Source organism: Pseudomonas fortuita (assembly GCF_026898135.2).
Lineage (GTDB): Bacteria > Pseudomonadota > Gammaproteobacteria > Pseudomonadales > Pseudomonadaceae > Aquipseudomonas > Aquipseudomonas fortuita.
Window position 1 is genome coordinate 899155 of the sequence record NZ_CP114035.2, and the last position, 20575, is coordinate 919729.

Genomic DNA, 20575 nt, shown 5'->3' on the forward strand with positions numbered 1-20575 from the left:
CCCTTACTGCTGGTCGTCCTTGCCGCCGGGCATTTGCCCGGCGGGTTTGCAGCGGCCTCAGACCACATGGATACCGTTCTGTACCCACAGGTGATGGCTTGGATCCTCCTGGGCCGTGTATTGGTTATAGTCGATACCGTCGGCAGTTTGGTTCCCGACCAGCGTCCAGTTGTCCGTCATGTGAACCGAGTCTTTGTTGTCCCCTTTGATGATGAGTGTGTCGGTGCCGGTTTCGGTGATTGCCACCACGTCCGCCAGGTTGAGCGTCAGCGCCACCGAACTGGTGTCGTTGAGGTCGATGACTTCGATGTCGTGCACGCGCCCGGCCAGGTTGCCCAGGTCGATGCTGGCATCGCCGCCGCCCCACAGCAGGGTGTCGGTACCTGTGCCGCCCTCGACGCTGGCGAAGTTCTGGTCGACCACCACCAGCGTGTCGTTACCCGCACCACCCTGCAGGGTGATGTGGCCACCCTGGCTGCCATCGAGGTGGTCGTTGCCGTCGGTGCCGGCGATGACATCGGTGGCGGCTGCCAGGCTGGCCAGCGCTACCGCCTCGTCACCGGTGTCGGCCTGCAGCGAAGTGAAGGTGGTGAGGCCGGCAGCATTGTCCAGGTTGACGGTCAGCGTGGCGGTGTCGGTGGTGCCGTTCGGGTGGGTCAGCTCGTAGGTGAAGGTGTCGTGCTGGCCGACCACCGCCGAGGTAAGCCCTGGGTTGAGGGTGTAGGTGTAGCTGCCGTCGGCATGCACCAGCAGCGTGCCGTAGGTGCCGGCCACACTCACCCCGTTGTAGCCCGGGATGGTGTAGGTGTTGGCCGCTGTCAGCACGCTCAGCACGGTCAGTGCCGAACCGACGTTGTCGTCACTCAGCAGGTTGCCGGTGGCTGCCGTCGCGCCGCTGACCACGAACTCGGTCAGGTGCGTGGTGGTGGCGTTGAGGCTGGTGGTGATGGAGCTGAGCAGGCCGATGCCGCCGGCGGTGACACGTACGTGGTAGGTGCCGGCGCCCTGGTTCTGGAAGGTATAGCCCGCGCCGCCACCTAGCAGGCTGATCAGCGACCCCCCCGGTACCGACTGCACCAGTACGTACTGGCCGGTGGCCGGGTTGAGCTTGAGCAGTTCGATGGTGGTGCCGTTGAGCAGGCTCAACAGGTTGGCGGAGTTGACCACCACCTGCAGGTTGGCCGTGGTATCGGCGGCAACCGTGGTGGTGTAGGTGGCCTGGCGGGTACCGATCACCGGCAGGCTCAGCGAGCCCAGCGCACTGCTGCTGGTGTCAACACGGTTGGCCAGGGTGACATGGCTGGTCCCGACATCGTTGACCGCGTCGACCACCGTGGCCGGTGCAGCGTAGTTGGTGTTGCTCCAGACCTCCGTGGCTTGCGGGCTGTCGATGCGTACGTACAGGTTGGCGGTGTCGGACAGGCCGTTCGGGTGCACCAGCTGGTAGCTGAACACATCCACCTTGCCGACACTGTTCGGGCTGCCGTTCGGGGTGTAGGTGTAGCTGCCATCCGCACTGATCACCAGGGTGCCGTACTGGCCCTGAACCGTGGTCGATGTACCGGCCGAGACATAACTGCCGTTTTTCAGCACTTGCAGCACGGCGGCGCTGTCCGGGCCGCGGGCATCCACCGCGCCATCGGTGCCCACGTCGGTGATGACGTTGCCGGTGGTGGCAGTGCCGGTGCCGGTGAACTGGGTCAGGCTGGTGGAGGTGATGTCCAGCGCGGTGCTCACGTTGGTGACCAGGCCGATGCCGCCACTGCCCACGGTCAACCGGTAGTCACCGGCTTGCAGCACGCCGATGTCCACCTGCAAGCCGATCGGCAGCACGATCAGGTCGAGCAGGCCCTGCGTGTTGCCGGTGGCGAGGGTCACCCAGGCGCCGCTGGCGTCTTTTACCTGCAGGGTGAAGCTGGTGTTGTTGAGCAGTGCCAGCACGCTGTTGGTGGTCAGTGTCAGGGTCGGGTCGGCCGTGGTGCCTGCCGCCACCGTCCAGGTGTAGGTCTTGGAGAAGCCCGACAGCAGCGTGGTGAAGCTGTCGGTGTAGGTCTTGGTGGCACTGACCGCTGCCAGGTTGACCGTGGCCGTGGCCAGGTTGTCGCTGGCGATGACCGGCGCGTTGGCATCCACATCCGGCGCGGTGACGTTGACGTTGCCCGACACGTTGCCGCGCGGGTCGCTGAGGGTCACCGAGAGGATCTGGCCGTTGTCCTGAGGCGGGCTCAGGGTCACGGTAAAGGTGCCGCCCGGCTGCACCGTCGCGGTTTGCAGCACGGTACCGTTGGCGCTGCGCACGGTCACGGTGGCGCCCACTTCGCCAGTACCGGTCAGGGTACCGCCGTCGGCACTGATCAGCAGGTTGCCGGCAGCCGCAGGTGGGGTCAGGTCTGGTGCGGTCAGCGTAGTGCCGGTGGAGACGTTGCCGGCGCTGTCGGTGAGGGTGACGCTGAGCGCCTGGTTGTCGATCTGCGCCGCAGTCAGGCTGACCACGAACAGGCCGTTGCTGCCCACCGTTGCTGTCCCCAGCACGGTGCCGGCGCTGTTGCGCACGGTGACCGTGCTGCCGATCTGGCCAGAACCGCTGACCGAGGTGCCGTTGGCGTTGATGGTGGCCAGCGGGGCGGCTGGCGGGGTGGTGTCGGGCGCGGTCAGGCTGGTGCTACCGGACAGGTTGCCGGCAGCATCGGCCTGGCGCACCACCAGCAGTTGCCCGTCGTTCTGTGGCGAGGTCAGGGTGATGGTGAAGGTGCCGTCGGCTTGCACCACACCGGTACCGACCTGGCCGTTCGGGCCTTGCACCGTCACGGTGGCGCCCGCTTCACCGTTACCGGTGAGCACGGTACCCGCGCCGTTGATGGTGACGTTGGTCGGTGTTGCAGGTGGTTGCACGTCCGTGGCGGTGTAGCTGGTACTGCCGGACACATTACCCGCAGCGTCGGCCTGGCTCACGCCCAGTACCTGGCCGTTGAGCTGTGCGGCGTTCAGGTTGACGGTGAACACGCCACCGCCATTCACCACCGCCGTGCCGAGCACGTTGTTGCTGGCGTCGCGCACGGTCACCGTGGCGCCGGCTTCACCGGTACCGGTCAGCACCAGGCCGTTCAGAGACAGCCCGGTCACCAGCGGGTTGGCCGGTGGTGTGATGTCGGCGGCTTGCAGGAAGGTTGGCTGCGATTCACCGCCTACCAGTGCTACAGCTGTCACCGAAATATGCTGGCCGTTGAGCTGCGCTGTGTTCAGCGTCAGGGTAAAGGTGCCGTTCAGGGTAGCGCCGCCTGTGCCGATCAGGTTGCCTGCGGCATCGTAGACCCGAATGCCCACGCCACTTGGCGCATTACCGGCCAAGGTCAGCCCGTCGCTGCCCAGCGTCACATTGGTGGGGGGTACTGGTGGCGCGATCAGTGGTGTGATGTACGTGGCGACCGCAGAGGTATTGATGCCGTCGGATTGCGTCACTGCCAAAGTGGCGAGCGAGCCCGCCGCCGGCACCAGGGTTATCTGGAAGTTACCCGCGGCATCTACCGTACCCGTGCCGATAACCAATCCGCCGCGGCTGATGGTGACGGTGGCATTCGGCTCGCCCTTGCCGGTCAACACGTTGAACGTGTTGTTGATGGCCATGTCGGTGACCACCCCAGGCGGTGAGGTGTCGTTGGTCTGATAGGGCACAACCACCGAGGCGTTGCCGGCATCGTCCGTGGACACCACTGTGAGCAACTGGCCGTTGTTTTGCGGCGGGTTGATCGGCACGGTGAACTGGCCGTTTGCACCCACTTCCACGGTGCCTACGACGTTGTTGTTCGGGTCACGCACCGTGATGGTGGTGCCGGCTTCTGCCGTACCGGTCATCGACGTACCTGCCGGGTTGAGCAACAGGTTATCGGGTTGCACTGGCGGCGTAAGGTCTGGCGCGTTCACCTGCAGGGGCGCCGACGGGTTGCCCGTGGCGTCCTGGGCGATGACGGTGAGGACTTCACCGTTGATCTGCGGGTTGTTCAGGTTGAGGACAAAGGTGCCGTCCGGATCGACCGTCACCTGGCCCAGCAGGTCGCCGTTGTTGTTGACCACGGTGACGCGGGTGCCGGCTTCGGCGGTACCGATCACCTGGGTGCCGCTGTCGTTGATGGTGGCGATCACGGTGGCCGGTGGCGTGGTGTCCACCGCCGTGACCGAACTGATTGGCGAGATGTTACCGGCACCATCGGTCAGGGTCACTTGCAGCACTTGGCCATTGAGTTTTGCGGTATCCAGCTCGACCACGAAGGTGCCGCTGGCTCCCACCGTACCGGTACCGACCTGCGTGGTGCCAACGTAGACCCGCACCGTGGCGCCTGCTTCGCCGACACCGCCCAGTTCGTCACCCGCCGCATTGAGCCGTAGCTCGGTTGCCGCAGCAGGCGGCGTGTGGTCCGGCGCCAGTACGCTGACCGGCAGGCTGACGTTGCCGGGTGGGTCGGCCTGCAGTACCGACAGCAACTGGTTGTTGATTTGCGCAGGCGTAAGTTCGACACGGAAGCTGCCATCGGCGAGCACCGTGCCAGTACCCAGCACCGTGCCGGCGGCATTGCTTACGATGACGGTCGCGCCGGCTTCGCCCAGGCCGCTGACAACGCTGCCGTCTGCGTTGATCACCACTTGGGTGAGCGGGGCGGGTGGGGTGAAGTCCGGGGTTTGCAGGGTTGCCACTGCCGACACGTTGCCGGCTGCGTCGGCCTGGGTAAAGCTAAGCAGCTCGGCGTTGCCCAGTGCCGGGTTCAGGGTGATGGTGAAGTGGCCGCTGGCATCGACGGTGGCGCTGCCGATTTCGTCGCCGGCCGGGTTGGTCACGGTCACCAGCGCGCCAACTTCGCCGCGGCCGGTGAGGGTGACGCCATCCCCGGAAACGGCCAGTTCGGCTGGTGCCGTTGGCGGCGTGGTATCGGGTGCGGTAATGGCGCTGGCGGCGGACTGGTTGCCAGCCGCATCGGTCAGTACCACTTGCACTTGCTGGCCGTTTGCCTGAGGCGATGCAAGGTTGACCTGGAAGGTGCCGTCCGCGCGCACCGTTGCACTGCCCAGCACCGAACCGTCGGCGGCGAGCACGCGCACGCCGGCACCTGCTTCGCCGGTACCGTTCAGCAAGCTGCCGCCCCCTGCGAAGGCCAGGTTGCCGGCAGCATCCGGGGCGACGCGGTCAGGGGCGATCAAGCTGACGCTGTTGGACTCGTTGCCGGCCACATCGGACTGGCTGGCGTTGAGCTGTTCGCCATTGATCTGCGGCGCGCTCAGGTTGACGCTGAAGTTGCCACTGGCATCGACCACGGCAGTACCCAGCTCGATACCGCCTTCGCCTAGCACGGTAACGGTGGCACCTGCCTCGCCGCGGCCACTGAGGACAAGGCCGTCGTTGGACAGCACCAGGTTGGTCAGTGGTTGCGGTGCCGTGGTGTCCGGTGCCTGCAAGGTGGCAGGCAGCGATACGCTGCCATCGGTGCCCGTTGCGCTGACCTGCAGCACTTCACCATTGGCCTGTGCACTGCCCAGGTTGACAGTGAAGGTACCGTCGTTGGCGACCGGGCTGCTGCCCAGCAAGACGCCATTGGGGCCATACACCTTGACTGTGCTGCCCGCCGCTGCGGTGCCGGTCACCGACAGGCCGTCAGCGGCCAGGACCAGGTTGTCCGGGGTTGCCGGTGCCAGAACACCCGGCGCGGTGACGTTTTGCGCAGGGGAGACATTCTGTGCGGCATCCGCCTGAATCACGCTCAGGCTTTCACCGGTGATCGCGGCCGGCGACAGGGCCACGCTGAAGTGGCCGTCGGCCCCGACCGTGGCGGTGCCCAGCACGGTATTGTCGGGTGCCCGCACAGTGACTGTTGCGCCTGCTTCGCCATTGCCTGTCAGGGTCGCGCCATTGGCGGAGACCGCCAGATTGGTCACGGCCGCTGGCGGCGTGGTGTCGGCTGCGCTGTAAGGCGCGGCCGGCGACACGTTGCCGGCGGCGTCGGTGGCGGTCACCTGCAGCGTCTGGCCATTGGTCTGGGCGCTGTTCAGGGTGACCTGGAAGGTGCCGTTGCTGCCGGCCACCGCCGTGCCCAACACGTTGCCGCTGGCATCGCGTACGGTCACGGTGCTGCCGGCTTCGGCGTTCCCGGTCAGTTGCAGCCCGGTACCGGACAGGGCGAGTGTGGTCGGTGCCGCAGGCGGGGTGAAGTCCGGCGCAGTGACCGGCACGGCGGTTGAGGTATTGTTGCCCGCATCGGTCTGCGTAACGTTCAGGTGCTGGGCGTTGAGCTGGGCGCTGTTCAGGGTCAGGGTAAAGCTGCCATTGGCCGCCACCAGGCCGCTGCCGATGATGGTGCCGTCCGGGCCGCGCACGGTGACTGTGGCGCCGGCTTCGCCCAGGCCGGTCAGGGTCAGGCCGTTGTTGTTCAGCACCACATTGGTCAGCGGCGCGGGTGGGGTCAGGTCCGGGGTCGACACGTTGATGGCTGGCGACGTGTTGCCGGCGGCATCCACCTGCGTGACGCCGATGGCCTGGCCATTGGCTTGCGGGGTGTCGAAGGTCACCGTGAAGCGGCCGTCGGCGCCCACGGTGGCGGTGCCCAGCACGGTGCCGGCGGCGTTGCGCACCTGCACGGTAGCGCCCACTTCACCGCTGCCGGACAGCTGGCGGCCGTCCTGGCTCAATAGCGGGTTGGTGATGGCGGCGGGTGGCGTGCGGTCGGGCGTGGCCAGGCTGGCCGGGCCGGAGACGTTGCCGGCAGCATCGCTGAGGGTGACTTGCAGCGGGCTGCCGGTGGTTTGCGCGCTGGGCAGGGTGATCTGGAACTGGCCGCTCTGGTTGACGGTGCCGGTGGCCAGGATGGCGCCACTGGCGTCGCGGACGGTGACGCTGGCGCCGGCTTCACCCTGGCCGCTGAGCACGGTGGCCGCGCTGTTGAGGCTGAGGTTGCTGGCCGCCAGCGGTGCTTGCAGGTCAGGTGCTTGCAGCGTGGCCGCGAGCGAAACGTTACCCGCAGCATCGGCCTGGGTCACGATCAGGTTCTGCCCATTGGCCACGGCCGGTGAGAAACTGACGCTGAACAGGCCATTGCTGCCGACGGTGGCAGTCCCCAGCAGCGTGCCTTGAGCGTCTGTCACGCGCACGGTTGCGCCCACTTCGCCCTGGCCGGTCAGTGTGCTGCCGGTGGCGTTGAGGGTTACCTGGGCCGGCGCGTTCGGTGCCGTGGTGTCATTGGCCACCACGATGGCCGGCACCGAAGGCTGGCCGTCGACAGTAGCCTTGGCACTGACTTGCAAGGTCTGGGCATTGAGCTGGGCGTTCTGGAAGAACACCCGGAAGGTGCCGTCGCTGCCGACCGTGGCGGTGCCCAGGGTAGTGCCCCCGGAGGTCACGGTAATCAGCGAGCCGACCGTACCTTGGCCGGTCAGCAGGAAGCCGTCGGCGCTGATGGCAAGGGCCGACGGTGTGGCCACTTCCGTGCCAGTCGGGCCTGCTACTGGCACCTGGGGTGACTCATTGCCGGCAGGGTCGATCACCACCACAGCGACAGTTTCGCCGGTTGTCAGTGGCGGGTCGACCGGCACCACGAAGGTACCGTCCGGCCCTACGGTGATTGTGCCGCGCACGGTGTCATCCGGGTTGCGGATTTCTACCGTGCTGCCGGGTTCGGCGGTGCCGCCGACCGTGCCGCCGTCCGGGCTCACGCTAATGCCGGTGGCCGGCAGTGGATCAGTGGTGTCCGGGGCGGTGACAGAGACCGGTGCCGAGTCGTTACCGGCAGCGTCGGTCACTACCACGGTCACGGTCTGGCCGTTGTTCTGCGCTGTATCCAGTGGCACGCTGAAACTGCCGTCCGGGTTGACCGGGACAGTGATCACATTGCCAGCCCCATCGCTTACGGTGACCGAGTCCGCGCCAGGTGCGTTACCGGTGACCGTGGTGCCGTCGTCGCTGACAAGCACACCTGTGGGCGCAGCCGGTGGCGTGATGTCCGGCGCAGTGATCTGGCCGGGCAGGGACTCATTACCCGCCGCGTCGGTCAAGGTCACGTTCAGGGCCTGGCCGTCCAGTTGCGCAGGCGACAGCGGTACCGTGAAGTTGCCGCCTGCCGGCACGACTACGGTACCGACCACGGTGCCGTCTGCCAGCCGCACTTCCACCGTAGAGCCAGCTTCACCCGTACCCTGGATGGCGTTGCCGCCCGGGGTGATGGTGAGGCCGGTCGGTGCGGCCGGTGCAGTGCTGTCGTCGGCGGTAAAAGTAGCCGACGGCGAGGCATTGCCGCCCCCATCGATCAGCACCACCGACAGCACCTCGCCATTGGTCTGGGCGGGGGTGAGTAGAACTTCGAAGGTGCCGTCTGCCGCCACCGGTATGGTGCCCAGCAGGTCACCGGCGGCGTTGCGAACCTCGACGGTGCTCCCGGCTTCGCCCTGGCCGCTGAGCAGCGTGCCCGTAGGGTCGAGGCCCAGGCCTTGCGCCGGCAGCGGTGCCTCGAAGTCAGGTGCGGTGACGGTGCCGGCTGGTGAGTCGTTGCCGGCGTTGTCCGTCTGGGTGACGGACAGGGTCTGGCCGTTGAGCTGTGGCGGGTCGATTGTCACCTGGAAGGTGCCATCGGGCTGGACCGTTGCGGTACCCAGTACTGCGCCACCCGCGCCGGTCACGGTCACCTGCGCACCAGGCTCGCCGCTGCCGCTCAGGCTGCTGCCGTCGCCAGCCAGAATCAGGCCGGTGGGTATATCGGGTGCCTGGGTATCCGGTGCTGGCAAGTCGACCGCCGCTGACAGGTTGCCAGCCGGGTCGCGTTGCTCCACGGTCAGTGCCTGGCCGTTGGTCTGAGGCGTGTCGAGCGTGATTTCGAATGCGCCGCCAGTGCCGACCACGGTGCTGCCCAGCACGCTGCCGTCCGGCCCGCGCACGGTGACGGTGGCACCGGGTTCGCCGTTGCCGGTGACCGTGGTGCCGGTGCCATCGATGGCCGGGGTGGTGACCACTTGCGGAGGGGTGGAGTCGGGTGCAGTGAAGTCTACGGGCCCTGCGCTGTTGCCCAGGTTGTCAGTGGCTTCGACTGTGAGGCTTTCGCCATTGCGCTGCGGTGCATTGAGGGTGACATCGAAGCGGCCGTCGGCGCCTACGGTGGCGGTGCCCAGCACGTTGCCATCGGCGTCACGCACGGTGACGATGGAACCGTTCTGGCCTTGGCCGGTGAGGTGAATGCCAGCGGTATCGATGGCCAGCCCCGAGGGTTGCAGCGGGCCATCGGTATCGGGCGCCACGATGGTGGCGGTCGAGGTATTGCCAGCGGGGTCGCGCAGTACCACGTCCAGTTCCTGGCCGTCTGTCTGCGGTGGGTTCAGGACCACGCTGATCACACCATCGTTACCGACCTGGGCGTTGCCCAGCACAGTGCCGTCGGCACTGATGACCTGCACGGTGGTGCCCGGTTCGCCGCGGCCGGTGAGCAGGCCGCCGTCGGCACTCAGTTGCAGTTCGCTGGCTTCATTGGGCGGGGTGATGTCAGGGGCGGTGATCTGGGTCGGCAGCGAGCTGTTGCCAGCGCCATCAACCGCCACCACATCCAGGGTCTCGCCATTGGCCTGGGCCGGGCTCAGGCCGATGGTGAAGCTGCCATCCTGGCCAGCCTGGACGCTGCCCAGGACATTGCCCTGTGCGTCACGCACCTGCACCTGCGTACCGGCCGGTGCGGTACCGGAAACGCTGGAGCCGTCGCCGGCCACCAGCACGCCGCTCGGGCTCTCGGGCAGCGGGGTATCGGCAACGGTCACACTGACCCCTGCCGAGGTATTGCCGGCGGCATCGGTCTGCACCAGGACGATGTTCTCACCTGCGGCCAGCGGTGCCTCCAGGTCAACCACGAAGGTGCCATTGGGCGCCACGATGCCGGAACCGAGCACGACACCTTGGGTGTCACGCACTTGCACCGTGGCACCGGGCTCACCACGGCCAGACACGGCCAGGCTGCCATCGCCTGCCACCACGTCGGTGACGATCGCCGGTGCGGTGATGTCTGGCGCCGTGTAGCTCAGCGGCACCGAGGTGTTGCCGGCCGCATCGGTCACAGTGATGGACAGGGTTTCGCCATTGGCCTGAGGCGGGTCGAGGGTCAGGCTGAAGCTGCCATCGGGCCCGGCAATGGCGCTGCCGATCAGGTTGCCCAAGGCATCTTTCACCTCCACCCGGGCGCCCCCTTCTGCAGTGCCGACCAGGCTGTCACCATTGCTCAGCACCAGGTCGGTTGGTTGCAGCGGTGCCACCTGGTCCGGCGCTGTCAGCGGGCTAGGTGTCGAGACGTTGCCGGCGGCATCGGTCAGGGTCACTTGCAGGGACGAGCCATCCACCACCGGGGTTGGCAGTTGCACGTTGAAGCTGCCATCCGGTTGCACGGTGCCGCTCACCAGCACCTGGCCCTGGTCGTTGCGCACCTCCACAGTGGTGCCTGCTTCACCCCGGCCGGAGACCGTGCGGCCATCGACGCTGATGACCAGTTGGGTGGCAGGCGCTGGCGGTGTGGTATCACCACCGTTATCAACGATCGGGGCAGTGACGGTGCCGGCTGCGGAGGCATTGCCTGCGGTATCGGTGGCGGTTACCTGCAATTGCTCGCCGGCCACTTGAGGCGGGGTAAGGCCGATGCTGAACGTACCGCCGGCCCCCACCACGACGCTGCCTAGCACGGTAGTGCCGTCGGCTGCCAGCACGCGTACGGTGCTGCCGGCTTCGGCGCGCCCGGTCACCACGCTGCCATTGGCGCTGACAGCGAGTTCGCTGGGGGCGGCAGGTGCGGTGATGTCCGGCGCGGTCACTTGTACCGGCAGTGACGAAGCCCCGTTGTTGTCGATGGCGACCACGTCCAGCAATTGGCCGTTGGCCTGGGCCGGGTTGAGCACAACGGTGAAGGTGCCCTCGGCGCCGACCACGATGCTGCCCACCACCGCGCCATTGGCATCCTGCACTTCCACGCGGCTGCCGACCGGCGCGGAGCCGCTGACGCTTGTGCCATCCGCAGCGACTACCAGGTCGCTCGGGCTGGCCGGCGTGGGCACCAGCGGTACATCGAAGGTCAAGGCCCCGGACGCGTTGCCGCTGGCGTCGGTCTGCACCAGGCTCAGGCGCTCGCCCGGCAGCGCGGCCGGGTCCAGGTCGAGCAGGAAGGTGCCGTTGGCGGTCACCGTGCCAGTGCCGATCACGGTGCCATTGACGTCGCGTACTTCAACGGTAGCACCGGCTTCGCCGCGACCGCTCAAGGTCAGGCCGCCGGTACCGACCACGATGTTGCCGACTACGGCTGGGGGCGTGGTGTCCGGCGCATCGAACTGCAATGGGGTGGAGACATTACCCGCGGCGTCCACCACTCGGATGTCGAGGACCTCGCCATTGGCTTGGGCAGGGGACAGGGTAACGCTGAAGCTGCCGTTCGGGTTGACCACGCCGCTGCCGATCACGTTGCCCGAGGCGTCGCGCACCTGCACGGTAGCGCCAGGCTCACCGCTACCGGTCAAGGTAACGCCGCCGGCAAGCTCCAGACCGGTCGGCTGGGCGGGGGCCTGCAGGTCTGGGGTGGCCACCGTGCCCGGAGTGGAGGCATTGCCGGCGGCATCGGTCAGCACCACTTGGAGGGTACTGCCATCGTTCACCGGCGGGGCCAGGCTGACCTGGAAGGTGCCATCCGGGTTGACCGTACCGCTGGCCAGCACGTTACCTTGGGCATCGCGCACTTGCACGCTGGCGCCCGCTTCGCCACGGCCGCTCAGTTGGCCACCGGCCAGGCCGACGACCAGGTTGGTCGGCGCCTGGGGTGGCGTGGTATCGACACCGTCGATGTCTGGGGCCGTGACGCTACCGGCACTGGAGGCATTGCCGGCGGTGTCGGTGGCGGTGACTTGCAGCACTTCACCGTCCACTTGCGCGGGGCTGAGGGTAATGCTGAAACTGCCGGTGGCGCCTACCACCGCCGTACCCAGCACGGTAGTGCCATCGGCGGCCAGCACGCGCACGGTGCTGCCCGCTTCCGCGCGGCCAGTGACGACGGTACCGTTGGCGTTGATCGCAAGTTCGCTCGGGGCGGCCGGGGCGGTGATATCCGGCGCACTGATCTGCACCGGCAGGGACGATGCACCCGTGCCATCGATGGCGACCACATCCAGCAGCTCGCCGTTGGCCTGGGCCGGGTTGAGGATGACGGTGAAGGTGCCTTCAGCGCCCACTACCACACTGCCCACCAGCGTGCCGTTGGCATCGTGGACTTCCACGCGGCTGCCGGCCGGTGCAGACCCCGTGATGCTGGTGCCATTCGCGGCCACTACCAGGTCGCTTGGGCTGGCGGGGGCAGGGGTAACGGGCACCTCGAACTGCAAGGCTTCGGACGCGTTGCCGCTCGGGTCGGTCTGTACCAGGCTCAGTGCGGCGCCCGGTTGGGCTGCCGGGTCGAGATTGACCACAAAGGTGCCGTTGGCGCCGACCGTGGCAGTGCCGATGACGGTACCGCCGGCATCACGCACTTCAACAGTGGCACCGGCCTCGCCGCGACCGCTGAGCACCAGGCCACCGGTACCGACCACGACATTGCTGACCGCCGCAGGCGGGGTGATGTCCGGTGCATCGAACTGCAGCGGTGCAGAGCTGTTGCCAGCGGTATCCACCAAGCGCACGTCCAGCGCCTCGCCATTGGCCTGGGCCGGGAACAAGGTGACGCTGAAGGTGCCGTCTGCGTTGACCAGGCCGGTACCAATCACGTTGCCGGCGCTATTGCGCACCTGCACCGTGGCGCCAGGTTCGCCGCGGCCGGTGAAGGTGACGCCATCGGCCAGGGCCAGTTCGGTCGGTTGTGTCGGGGCTTGCAGGTCTGGAGAGGCGACCGAGCCCGGTTGCGAGACGTTGCCAGCGGCATCGGTGAGGGTGACTTGCAACGTGCTGCCGTCGTTCACGGCAGGGGACAAGGTTACCGCGAAGGTGCCATCCGGGCCGACAGTGCCGGTTGCCAGCACAGTGCCTGCCGCATCGCGTACCTGTACGGTGGTGCCGGCCTCGCCACGCCCGCTCAACTGGCTGCCGGCGAGGCCGATCACCAGGTTGGTCGGTGCGTCAGGTGGCGTGGTATCGCCCCCGTCGATGTCTGGCGCGGTGACCGAGCCAGCTGTCGAGGTGTTGCCTGCCGCATCGGTGGCGGTGACTTGCAGCACTTCGCCGTCGACCTGTGCCGGGTCCAGGGTGATGCTGAAGCTGCCCGTGGCGCCCACCACCGCGCTACCCAGCACGGTGGTGCCATCGGCGGCCAGCACACGCACGGTGCTGCCCGGTTCGGCACGGCCGGTGACTACTGTGCCGTCAGCGTTGACGGCCAGGTCGCTCGGGGCGGCAGGTGCGGTGATGTCCGGTGCGGTGACCTGCGTTGGCAGGGACGCTACGCCAGCATCGTCGATGGCCACCACGTCCAGCAGTTCCCCATTGGCCTGGGCCGGGTCGAGGGTCACGGTGAAGCTGCCATCGGGGCTCGCCACGACACTGCCAATCAGCGTGCCGTTGGCATCATGCACTTCCACGCGGGTGCCGCCAGGTGCCGTGCCGCTGATGCTGCTGCCGTCTTCGGCGAACACCAGGTCGCTGGGGCTTGCCGGGGCAGTGGTGACCGGCACTTCGAACTGCAGCGCTTCGGAGGCGTTGCCGCTTGGGTCGGTCTGCACCAGGCTCAGTTGCTCACCTGGCTGCACAGCCGGGTCGAGGTTGATCAGGAAGGTGCCGTTGGCGGCTACCACACTGGTGCCGATTACGGTGCCGTTGGCATCACGCACTTCGACAGTGGCGCCGGCTTCGCCACGACCACTCAGGGCCAGGCCGCCGTTGCCGACCACGATGTTGCTGACCGCCGTCGGCGGAGTGATGTCCGGTGCATCGAACTGCAGCGGTGCAGAGCTGTTGCCGGCGGTATCCACCAGACGTACGTCCAGTGCTTCGCCGTTGGCCTGTGCGGGGTTCAGGGTCAAGCTGAACAGACCATCGGCGCCGACTACACCCGTGCCGATGAGGTTGCCACCGGCATCACGCACCTGCACGGTAGCGCCCGGTTCGCCGCGACCGGTGAAGGTCACGCCGTCAGCCAAGGCCAGCTCGGTAGGCTGGGCAGGGGCCTGCAGGTCTGGCGAGGTGACCGAAGCGGGTGGCGAGACATTGCCAGCGGCATCGGTCAGGGTCACTTGCAGGGCGCTGCCGTCGTTCACGGCAGGGGTCAGGGTAACTGCAAAGCTGCCATCGGTGCCGACAGTGCCGGTGGCCAGCACAGTACCTGCCGCATCGCGTACCTGCACAGTGGTGCCAGGCTCGCCGCGCCCGCTAAGCTGGCTACCGGCCAGGCCGATTACCAGGTCGGTCGGGGCTACCGGTGGCGTGGTATCGACACCGTCGATGTCCGGTGCGGTAACCACGCTGGTGGGCGATGTGTTGCCGGCGGCATCTGTTGCGGTGGCTTGCAGCACTTCACCATCGACTTGTGGCGGCGCGAGGTTGATGCTGAACACGCCGGTCGGGCCGACCACGGCCGTACCCAGCTCGGTGCCATCGGCGGCAACGATACGCACAGTGCTGCCCGGCTCGGCACGGCCGGTGATGACGCTGCCGTCAGCGCTGACGGCCAGTTCGGTCGGTGCGGCCGGCGCGGTGATGTCCGGCGCGGTGATCTGCGCAGGTAGTGAGGAAACGCCACTGTCATCAATGGCGACCACATCCAGCAGTTCGCCGTTGGCCTGGGCCGGGCTCAGCTCGATGCTGAAGGTGCCGTCGGCATTGGCGATGGCGCTGCCGATCAGGGTGCCATTGGCGTCATGAACCTCCACGCGCGTCCCTGCAGGGGCGGAGCCGGTGAGGGTGGTGCCGTCGGCATCGACGGCCAGATTGCTCGGGCTGTCCGGCGCGGTGCTCAGCGGTACGTTGTACTCCACTGCCACGGAAGCGTTGCCGCTTGTGTCAGTCTGCACCAGGCTCAGCTGTTCGCCAGGCTGCGCAGCTGGGCTGAGGTCGATCAGGAAGGTACCGTTGGCAGCGACTACGCCAGTGCCGATCACGCTGCCGTTGGCATCGCGCACTTCGACCGTGGCGCCCGGTTCGCCACGACCGCTCAGGGCCGCGCCACCCGCACCGACCAGGATGTCGGTTACGGCATTGGGCGGGGTGATGTCCGGGGCTGTGAATTCCAGTGGTATCGAACTGTTGCCGGCCGCGTCCACCAGGCGTACGTCCAGTGTTTCGCCGTTGGCTTGCGCAGGGTTCAGGGTCAGGCTGAACAGGCCATCGGTGCCGACTACACCCGTGCCGATGATGTTGCCTGCGGCATCACGCACTTGCACCGTGGTGCCCGCTTCGCCACGGCCGCTCAGTTGGCTGCCGGCCAGGCCGATTACCAGATTGGTAGGGGCTTCAGGCGGTGTGGTATCCACACCGTCGATATCCGGTGCAGTGACGGAGCTGGCCACGGACGTGTTGCCAGCAGCATCAGTCGCAGTGGTTTGCAGGACTTCACCGTCTACCTGTGGCGGAGCAAGGTTGATGCTGAACACGCCGGTCGGGCCGACCACGGCCGTACCCAGTTCGGTGCCGTCGGCGCCAACGATCCGCACAGTGCTGCCGGGTTCGGCACGGCCGGTGATGACGCTGCCGTCAGCGCTGACGGCCAGTTCGGTCGGTGCGGCCGGCGCGGTGATGTCCGGCGCGGTGATCTGTGCGGGCAACGAGGAAACGCCACTGTCATCGATGGCGACCACATCCAGCAGTTCGCCGTTGGCCTGGGCCGGGCTCAGCTCGATGCTGAAGGTGCCATCGGCATTGGCGATGGCGCTACCGATCAGCGTGCCGTTGGCGTCATGCACCTCCACGCGAGTACCCGCAGGGGCGGAGCCGGTGAGGGTGGTGCCGTCGGCATCAATGACCAGGTTGCTTGGGCTAGTCGGCGCCGTGGTCAGCGGTACGTCGTATTCGAGGGCAGCGGAAGCGTTGCCGCTTGGGTCGGTCTGCACCAGGCTCAGTTGCTCACCTGGCTGCACAGCCGGGTCGAGGTTGATCAGGAAGGTGCCGTTGGCACCGACCACAGCGGTACCGATCACGGTGCCGTTGGCATCGCGCACCTCGACGGTGGCGCCCGGTTCGCCGCGGCCGCTCAGGGCCAGGCCATCAGGGCCGACCACGATATTGCTTACTGCGCCAGGTGGCGTGATATCCGGGGCATCGAACTGAAGCGGTGCAGAGGTGTTGCCGGCGGCATCCGCCAGGCGCACATCCAAGGCTTCGCCGTTGGCCTGTGCAGGGTTCAGGGTCAAGCTGAACAGGCCATCGGCGCCCACAGTACCAGTGCCGATGAGAGTGCCTGCGGCATCACGCACCTGCACGGTAGCGCCCGGTTCGCCGCGACCGGTGAGGGTCACGCCGTCAGCCAGGGCCAGCTCGGTAGGCTGGGCAGGGGCCTGCAGGTCTGGCGAGATGACCGAAGCGGGTGGCGAGACATTGCCAGCGGCATCGGTCAGGGTCACTTGCAGAGCGCTGCCGTCTTTCACGGCAGGGCTCAAGGACATCACAAAGGTGCCATCCGGGCCGACGGTTCCTGTAGCAAGCAGATTACCCGCTGCGTCACGCACCTGCACGGTGGTGCCGGCTTCGCCACGGCCGCTCAGCTGGCTGCCGGCCAGGCCGATGACCAAGTTGGTCGGGGCTTCAGGCGGCGTGGTGTCGCCCCCGTCGATATCCGGCGCAGTGACCGCGCTGGCTACGGATGTATTGCCAGCGGCATCGGTCGCGGTGGCTTGCAGGACTTCGCCGTCAACCTGTGGGGGGTTGAGGTTGATGCTGAACACGCCGGTTGGGCCGACTACAGCCGTGCCCAGTTCGGTGCCATCGGCAGCAACGATACGCACAGTGCTGCCGGGTTCGGCACGGCCGGTGATGACGCTGCCGTCAGCGCTGACGGCCAGTTCGGTCGGTGCGGCCGGCGCGGTGATGTCCGGCGCGGTGATCTGTGCGGGCAACGAGGAAATGCCACTGTCATCGATGGCGACCACGTCCAGCAGTTCGCCGTTGGCCTGGGCCGGGCTCAGCTCGATGCTGAAGGTGCCATCGGCATTGGCGATGGCGCTACCGATCAGTGTGCCGTTGGCGTCATGCACCTCCACGCGAGTACCCGCAGGGGCGGAGCCGGTGAGGGTGGTGCCGTCGGCATCGATGGCCAGGTTGCTTGGGCTAGTCGGCGCGGTGGTCAGCGGTACGTCGTACTCCACTGCCACGGAAGCGTTGCCGCTTGGGTCGGTCTGCACCAGGCTCAGTTGCTCACCTGGCTGCACAGCCGGGTCGAGGTTGATCAGGAAGGTGCCGTTGGCACCGACCACACCGGTACCGATCACGGTGCCGTTGGCATCGCGTACTTCGACAGTGGCGCCCGGCTCGCCACGGCCACTCAGGGCCAGGCCATCAGGGCCGACCACGATATTGCTTACTGCGCCAGGTGGCGTGATATCCGGGGCATCGAACTGAAGCGGTGCAGAGGTGTTGCCGGCGGCATCCGCCAGGCGCACATCCAAGGCTTCGCCGTTGGCCTGTGCAGGGTTCAGGGTCAAGCTGAACAGGCCATCGGCGCCCACAGTGCCAGTGCCGATGAGAGTGCCTGCGGCATCACGCACCTGCACGGTAGCGCCCGGTTCGCCGCGACCGGTGAGGGTCACGCCGTCAGCCAGGGCCAGCTCGGTAGGCTGGGCAGGGGCCTGCAGGTCTGGCGAGATGACCGAAGCGGGTGGCGAGACATTGCCAGCGGCATCGGTCAGGGTCACTTGCAGAGCGCTGCCGTCTTTCACGGCAGGGCTCAAGGACATCACAAAGGTGCCATCCGGGCCGACGGTTCCTGTAGCCAGCAGATTACCCGCTGCGTCACGCACCTGCACGGTGGTGCCGGCTTCGCCACGGCCGCTCAGTTGGCTGCCGGCCAGGCCGATGACCAAGTTGGTCGGGGCTTCAGGCGGCGTGGTGTCGCCCCCGTCGATATCCGGCGCAGTGACCGCGCTGGCTACGGATGTATTGCCAGCGGCATCGGTCGCGGTGGCTTGCAGGACTTCGCCGTCAACCTGTGGGGGGTTGAGGTTGATGCTGAACACGCCGGTTGGGCCGACTACAGCCGTGCCCAGTTCGGTGCCATCGGCAGCAACGATACGCACAGTGCTGCCGGGTTCGGCACGGCCGGTGATGACGCTGCCGTCAGCGCTGACGGCCAGTTCGGTCGGTGCGGCCGGCGCGGTGATGTCCGGCGCGGTGATCTGTGCGGGCAACGAGGAAACGCCACTGTCATCGATGGCGACCACATCCAGCAGTTCGCCGTTGGCCTGGGCCGGGCTCAGCTCGATGCTGAAGGTGCCATCGGCATTGGCGATGGCGCTGCCGATCAGGGTGCCGTTGGCGTCACGCACCTCCACGCGCGTCCCCGCAGGGGCGGAACCAGTGAGGGTGGTGCCGTCGGCATCGACGGCCAGATTGCTCGGGCTGTCCGGCGCGGTGGTCAGCGGTACGTCGTACTCAACTGCCACGGAAGCGTTGCCGCTTGGGTCGGTCTGCACCAGGCTCAGTTGCTCACCTGGCTGCACAGCCGGGTCGAGGTTGATCAGGAAGGTGCCGTTGGCACCGACCACAGCGGTACCGATCACGGTGCCGTTGGCATCGCGCACCTCGACAGTGGCGCCCGGTTCGCCGCGGCCGCTCAGGGCCAGGCCATCAGGGCCGACCACGATATTGCTTACTGCGTCAGGTGGCGTGATATCCGGGGCATCGAACTGCAGCGGCGCCGAGGTGTTGCCGGCGGCATCCACCAGGCGCACATCCAAGGCTTCGCCGTTGGCCTGCGCAGGGTTCAGGGTCAAGCTGAACAGACCATCGGCGCCGACTACACCCGTGCCGATGAGGTTGCCACCGGCATCACGCACCTGCACGGTAGCGCCCGGTTCGCCGCGACCGGTGAAGGTCACGCCGTCGGCCAGGGCCAGGTCAGTTGGTTGAGCCGGCGGCAGCAGGTCGGCTGAGGTGACCGAGCTCGGCTGGGACACGTTGCCAGCAGCGTCGGTCAGGGTCACTTGCAGGGCACTGCCGTCGTTCACGGCAGGGGCCAGGGCGATGACGAAGGTGCCATCCGCACCAACGGTACCCGTCGCGATGATGTTGCCTGCGGCATCACGCACTTGCACGGTGGTGCCGGCTTCGCCACGGCCGCTCAGCTGGCTGCCGGCCAGGCCGATGACCAAGTTGGTCGGGGCCTCAGGCGGCGTGGTGTCGCCCCCGTCGATATCCGGCGCAGTGACCGCGCTGGCTACGGATGTATTGCCAGCGGCATCGGTCGCGGTGGCTTGCAGGACTTCGCCGTCAACCTGCGGTGGGTTGAGGTTGATGCTGAACACGCCGGTTGGGCCGACTACAGCCGTGCCCAGTTCGGTGCCATCGGCAGCCACGATCCGCACAGTGCTGCCCGGTTCGGCACGGCCGGTCAGGACGGTGCCATCCGCGCTGACGGCCAGCTCGGTCGGGGCACCCGGGGCGGTGATGTCCGGGGCTGTGAATTCCAGTGGTATCGAACTGTTGCCAGCGGCATCGACCTGGCGGATGTCCAGTACCTCGCCATTGGCCTGGGCGGGCGAAAGGGTGAGGCTGAAGGTACCGTCGGCGTTCACCAGGCCGCTGCCGATGAGGTTGCCGGCGGCATCGCGCACCTGCACGGTGGCGCCGGGTTCGCCGCGACCGGTAAGGTTGGCGCCCTGTTCATTGATCGCGAGGTCGGTCGGTGCCAGTGGCGCGGTTGCGTCCGGGGCGGTGACGGTGCCTGGCGCCGAGACATTTCCGGCGCCATCGGTCAGGGTGACTTCAAGGTTCTCGCTGTTGACCTGCGGCGGGTTCAACGTCACGTTGAAGCTGCCGTCGGCACCCACGGTGCCGCTGCCGATCAGGTTGCCAGCGGCATCGCGGATGTTAACCGTGGTGCCCGCTTCACCGCGGCCGCTCAGGCGCAGGCCATCCGGCGACACCAGCAGGTCGATAGGCGTGGCCGGTGCGGCGGTGTCGGGGTCGGAACCGCCGCTGCTGCCACCGCCGCCGTTGTTTGCCGCTGCCGCTGCGCCGCCCACGCCGAGCAGGCTGAGCCCGGCAATCGCCCAGGTCGGCATGGCACTGCCGGCGGTGCCGATACCCGCTACCAGTTCGTCCAGCGAGGCCACGTCTTCGAAGGTAAAGCCGGTGAACGCTGCCGCATCGTACTGGGCATGCCACAGGGTGCCGTCTTCGCCGACGAAGACCATGTCGCTGCCGACCCCGGCCTGGTCCACGGCGAAGAAGTTGCCGATGGTGACCTTTTCACCCGACTTGAGGGTGACGATCAGGTCCTGCCCGCGCTGGGTAACGGTAGCCACCTTGTCGGGAGATACCGGCATCTGCACGACGCCTGGCCCTTTGAGATTGATATTGCCCCAGGCGCTCTGCGTGGCGACTTCGGATTGCTTATCGGCGACGACGATGTTGTCCATGGATGCTCCCTGCTGGTATCCGGATCCCCCGGCCCGACTGTTC

Annotated in this window: 1 protein-coding gene; it reads right to left on the reverse strand. The window is 67.3% G+C overall.

Going from position 1 to position 20575, the window contains the following annotated elements; translation table 11 throughout:
• Positions 1 to 57 precede the first annotated feature (57 nt).
• Entirely contained in the window at positions 58 to 20532 is a 20475-nt protein-coding gene (locus OZ911_RS04140) for a BapA/Bap/LapF family large adhesin (RefSeq protein WP_268968577.1), read from the reverse strand.
• Between the last annotated feature and the right edge of the window lie 43 nt (positions 20533 to 20575).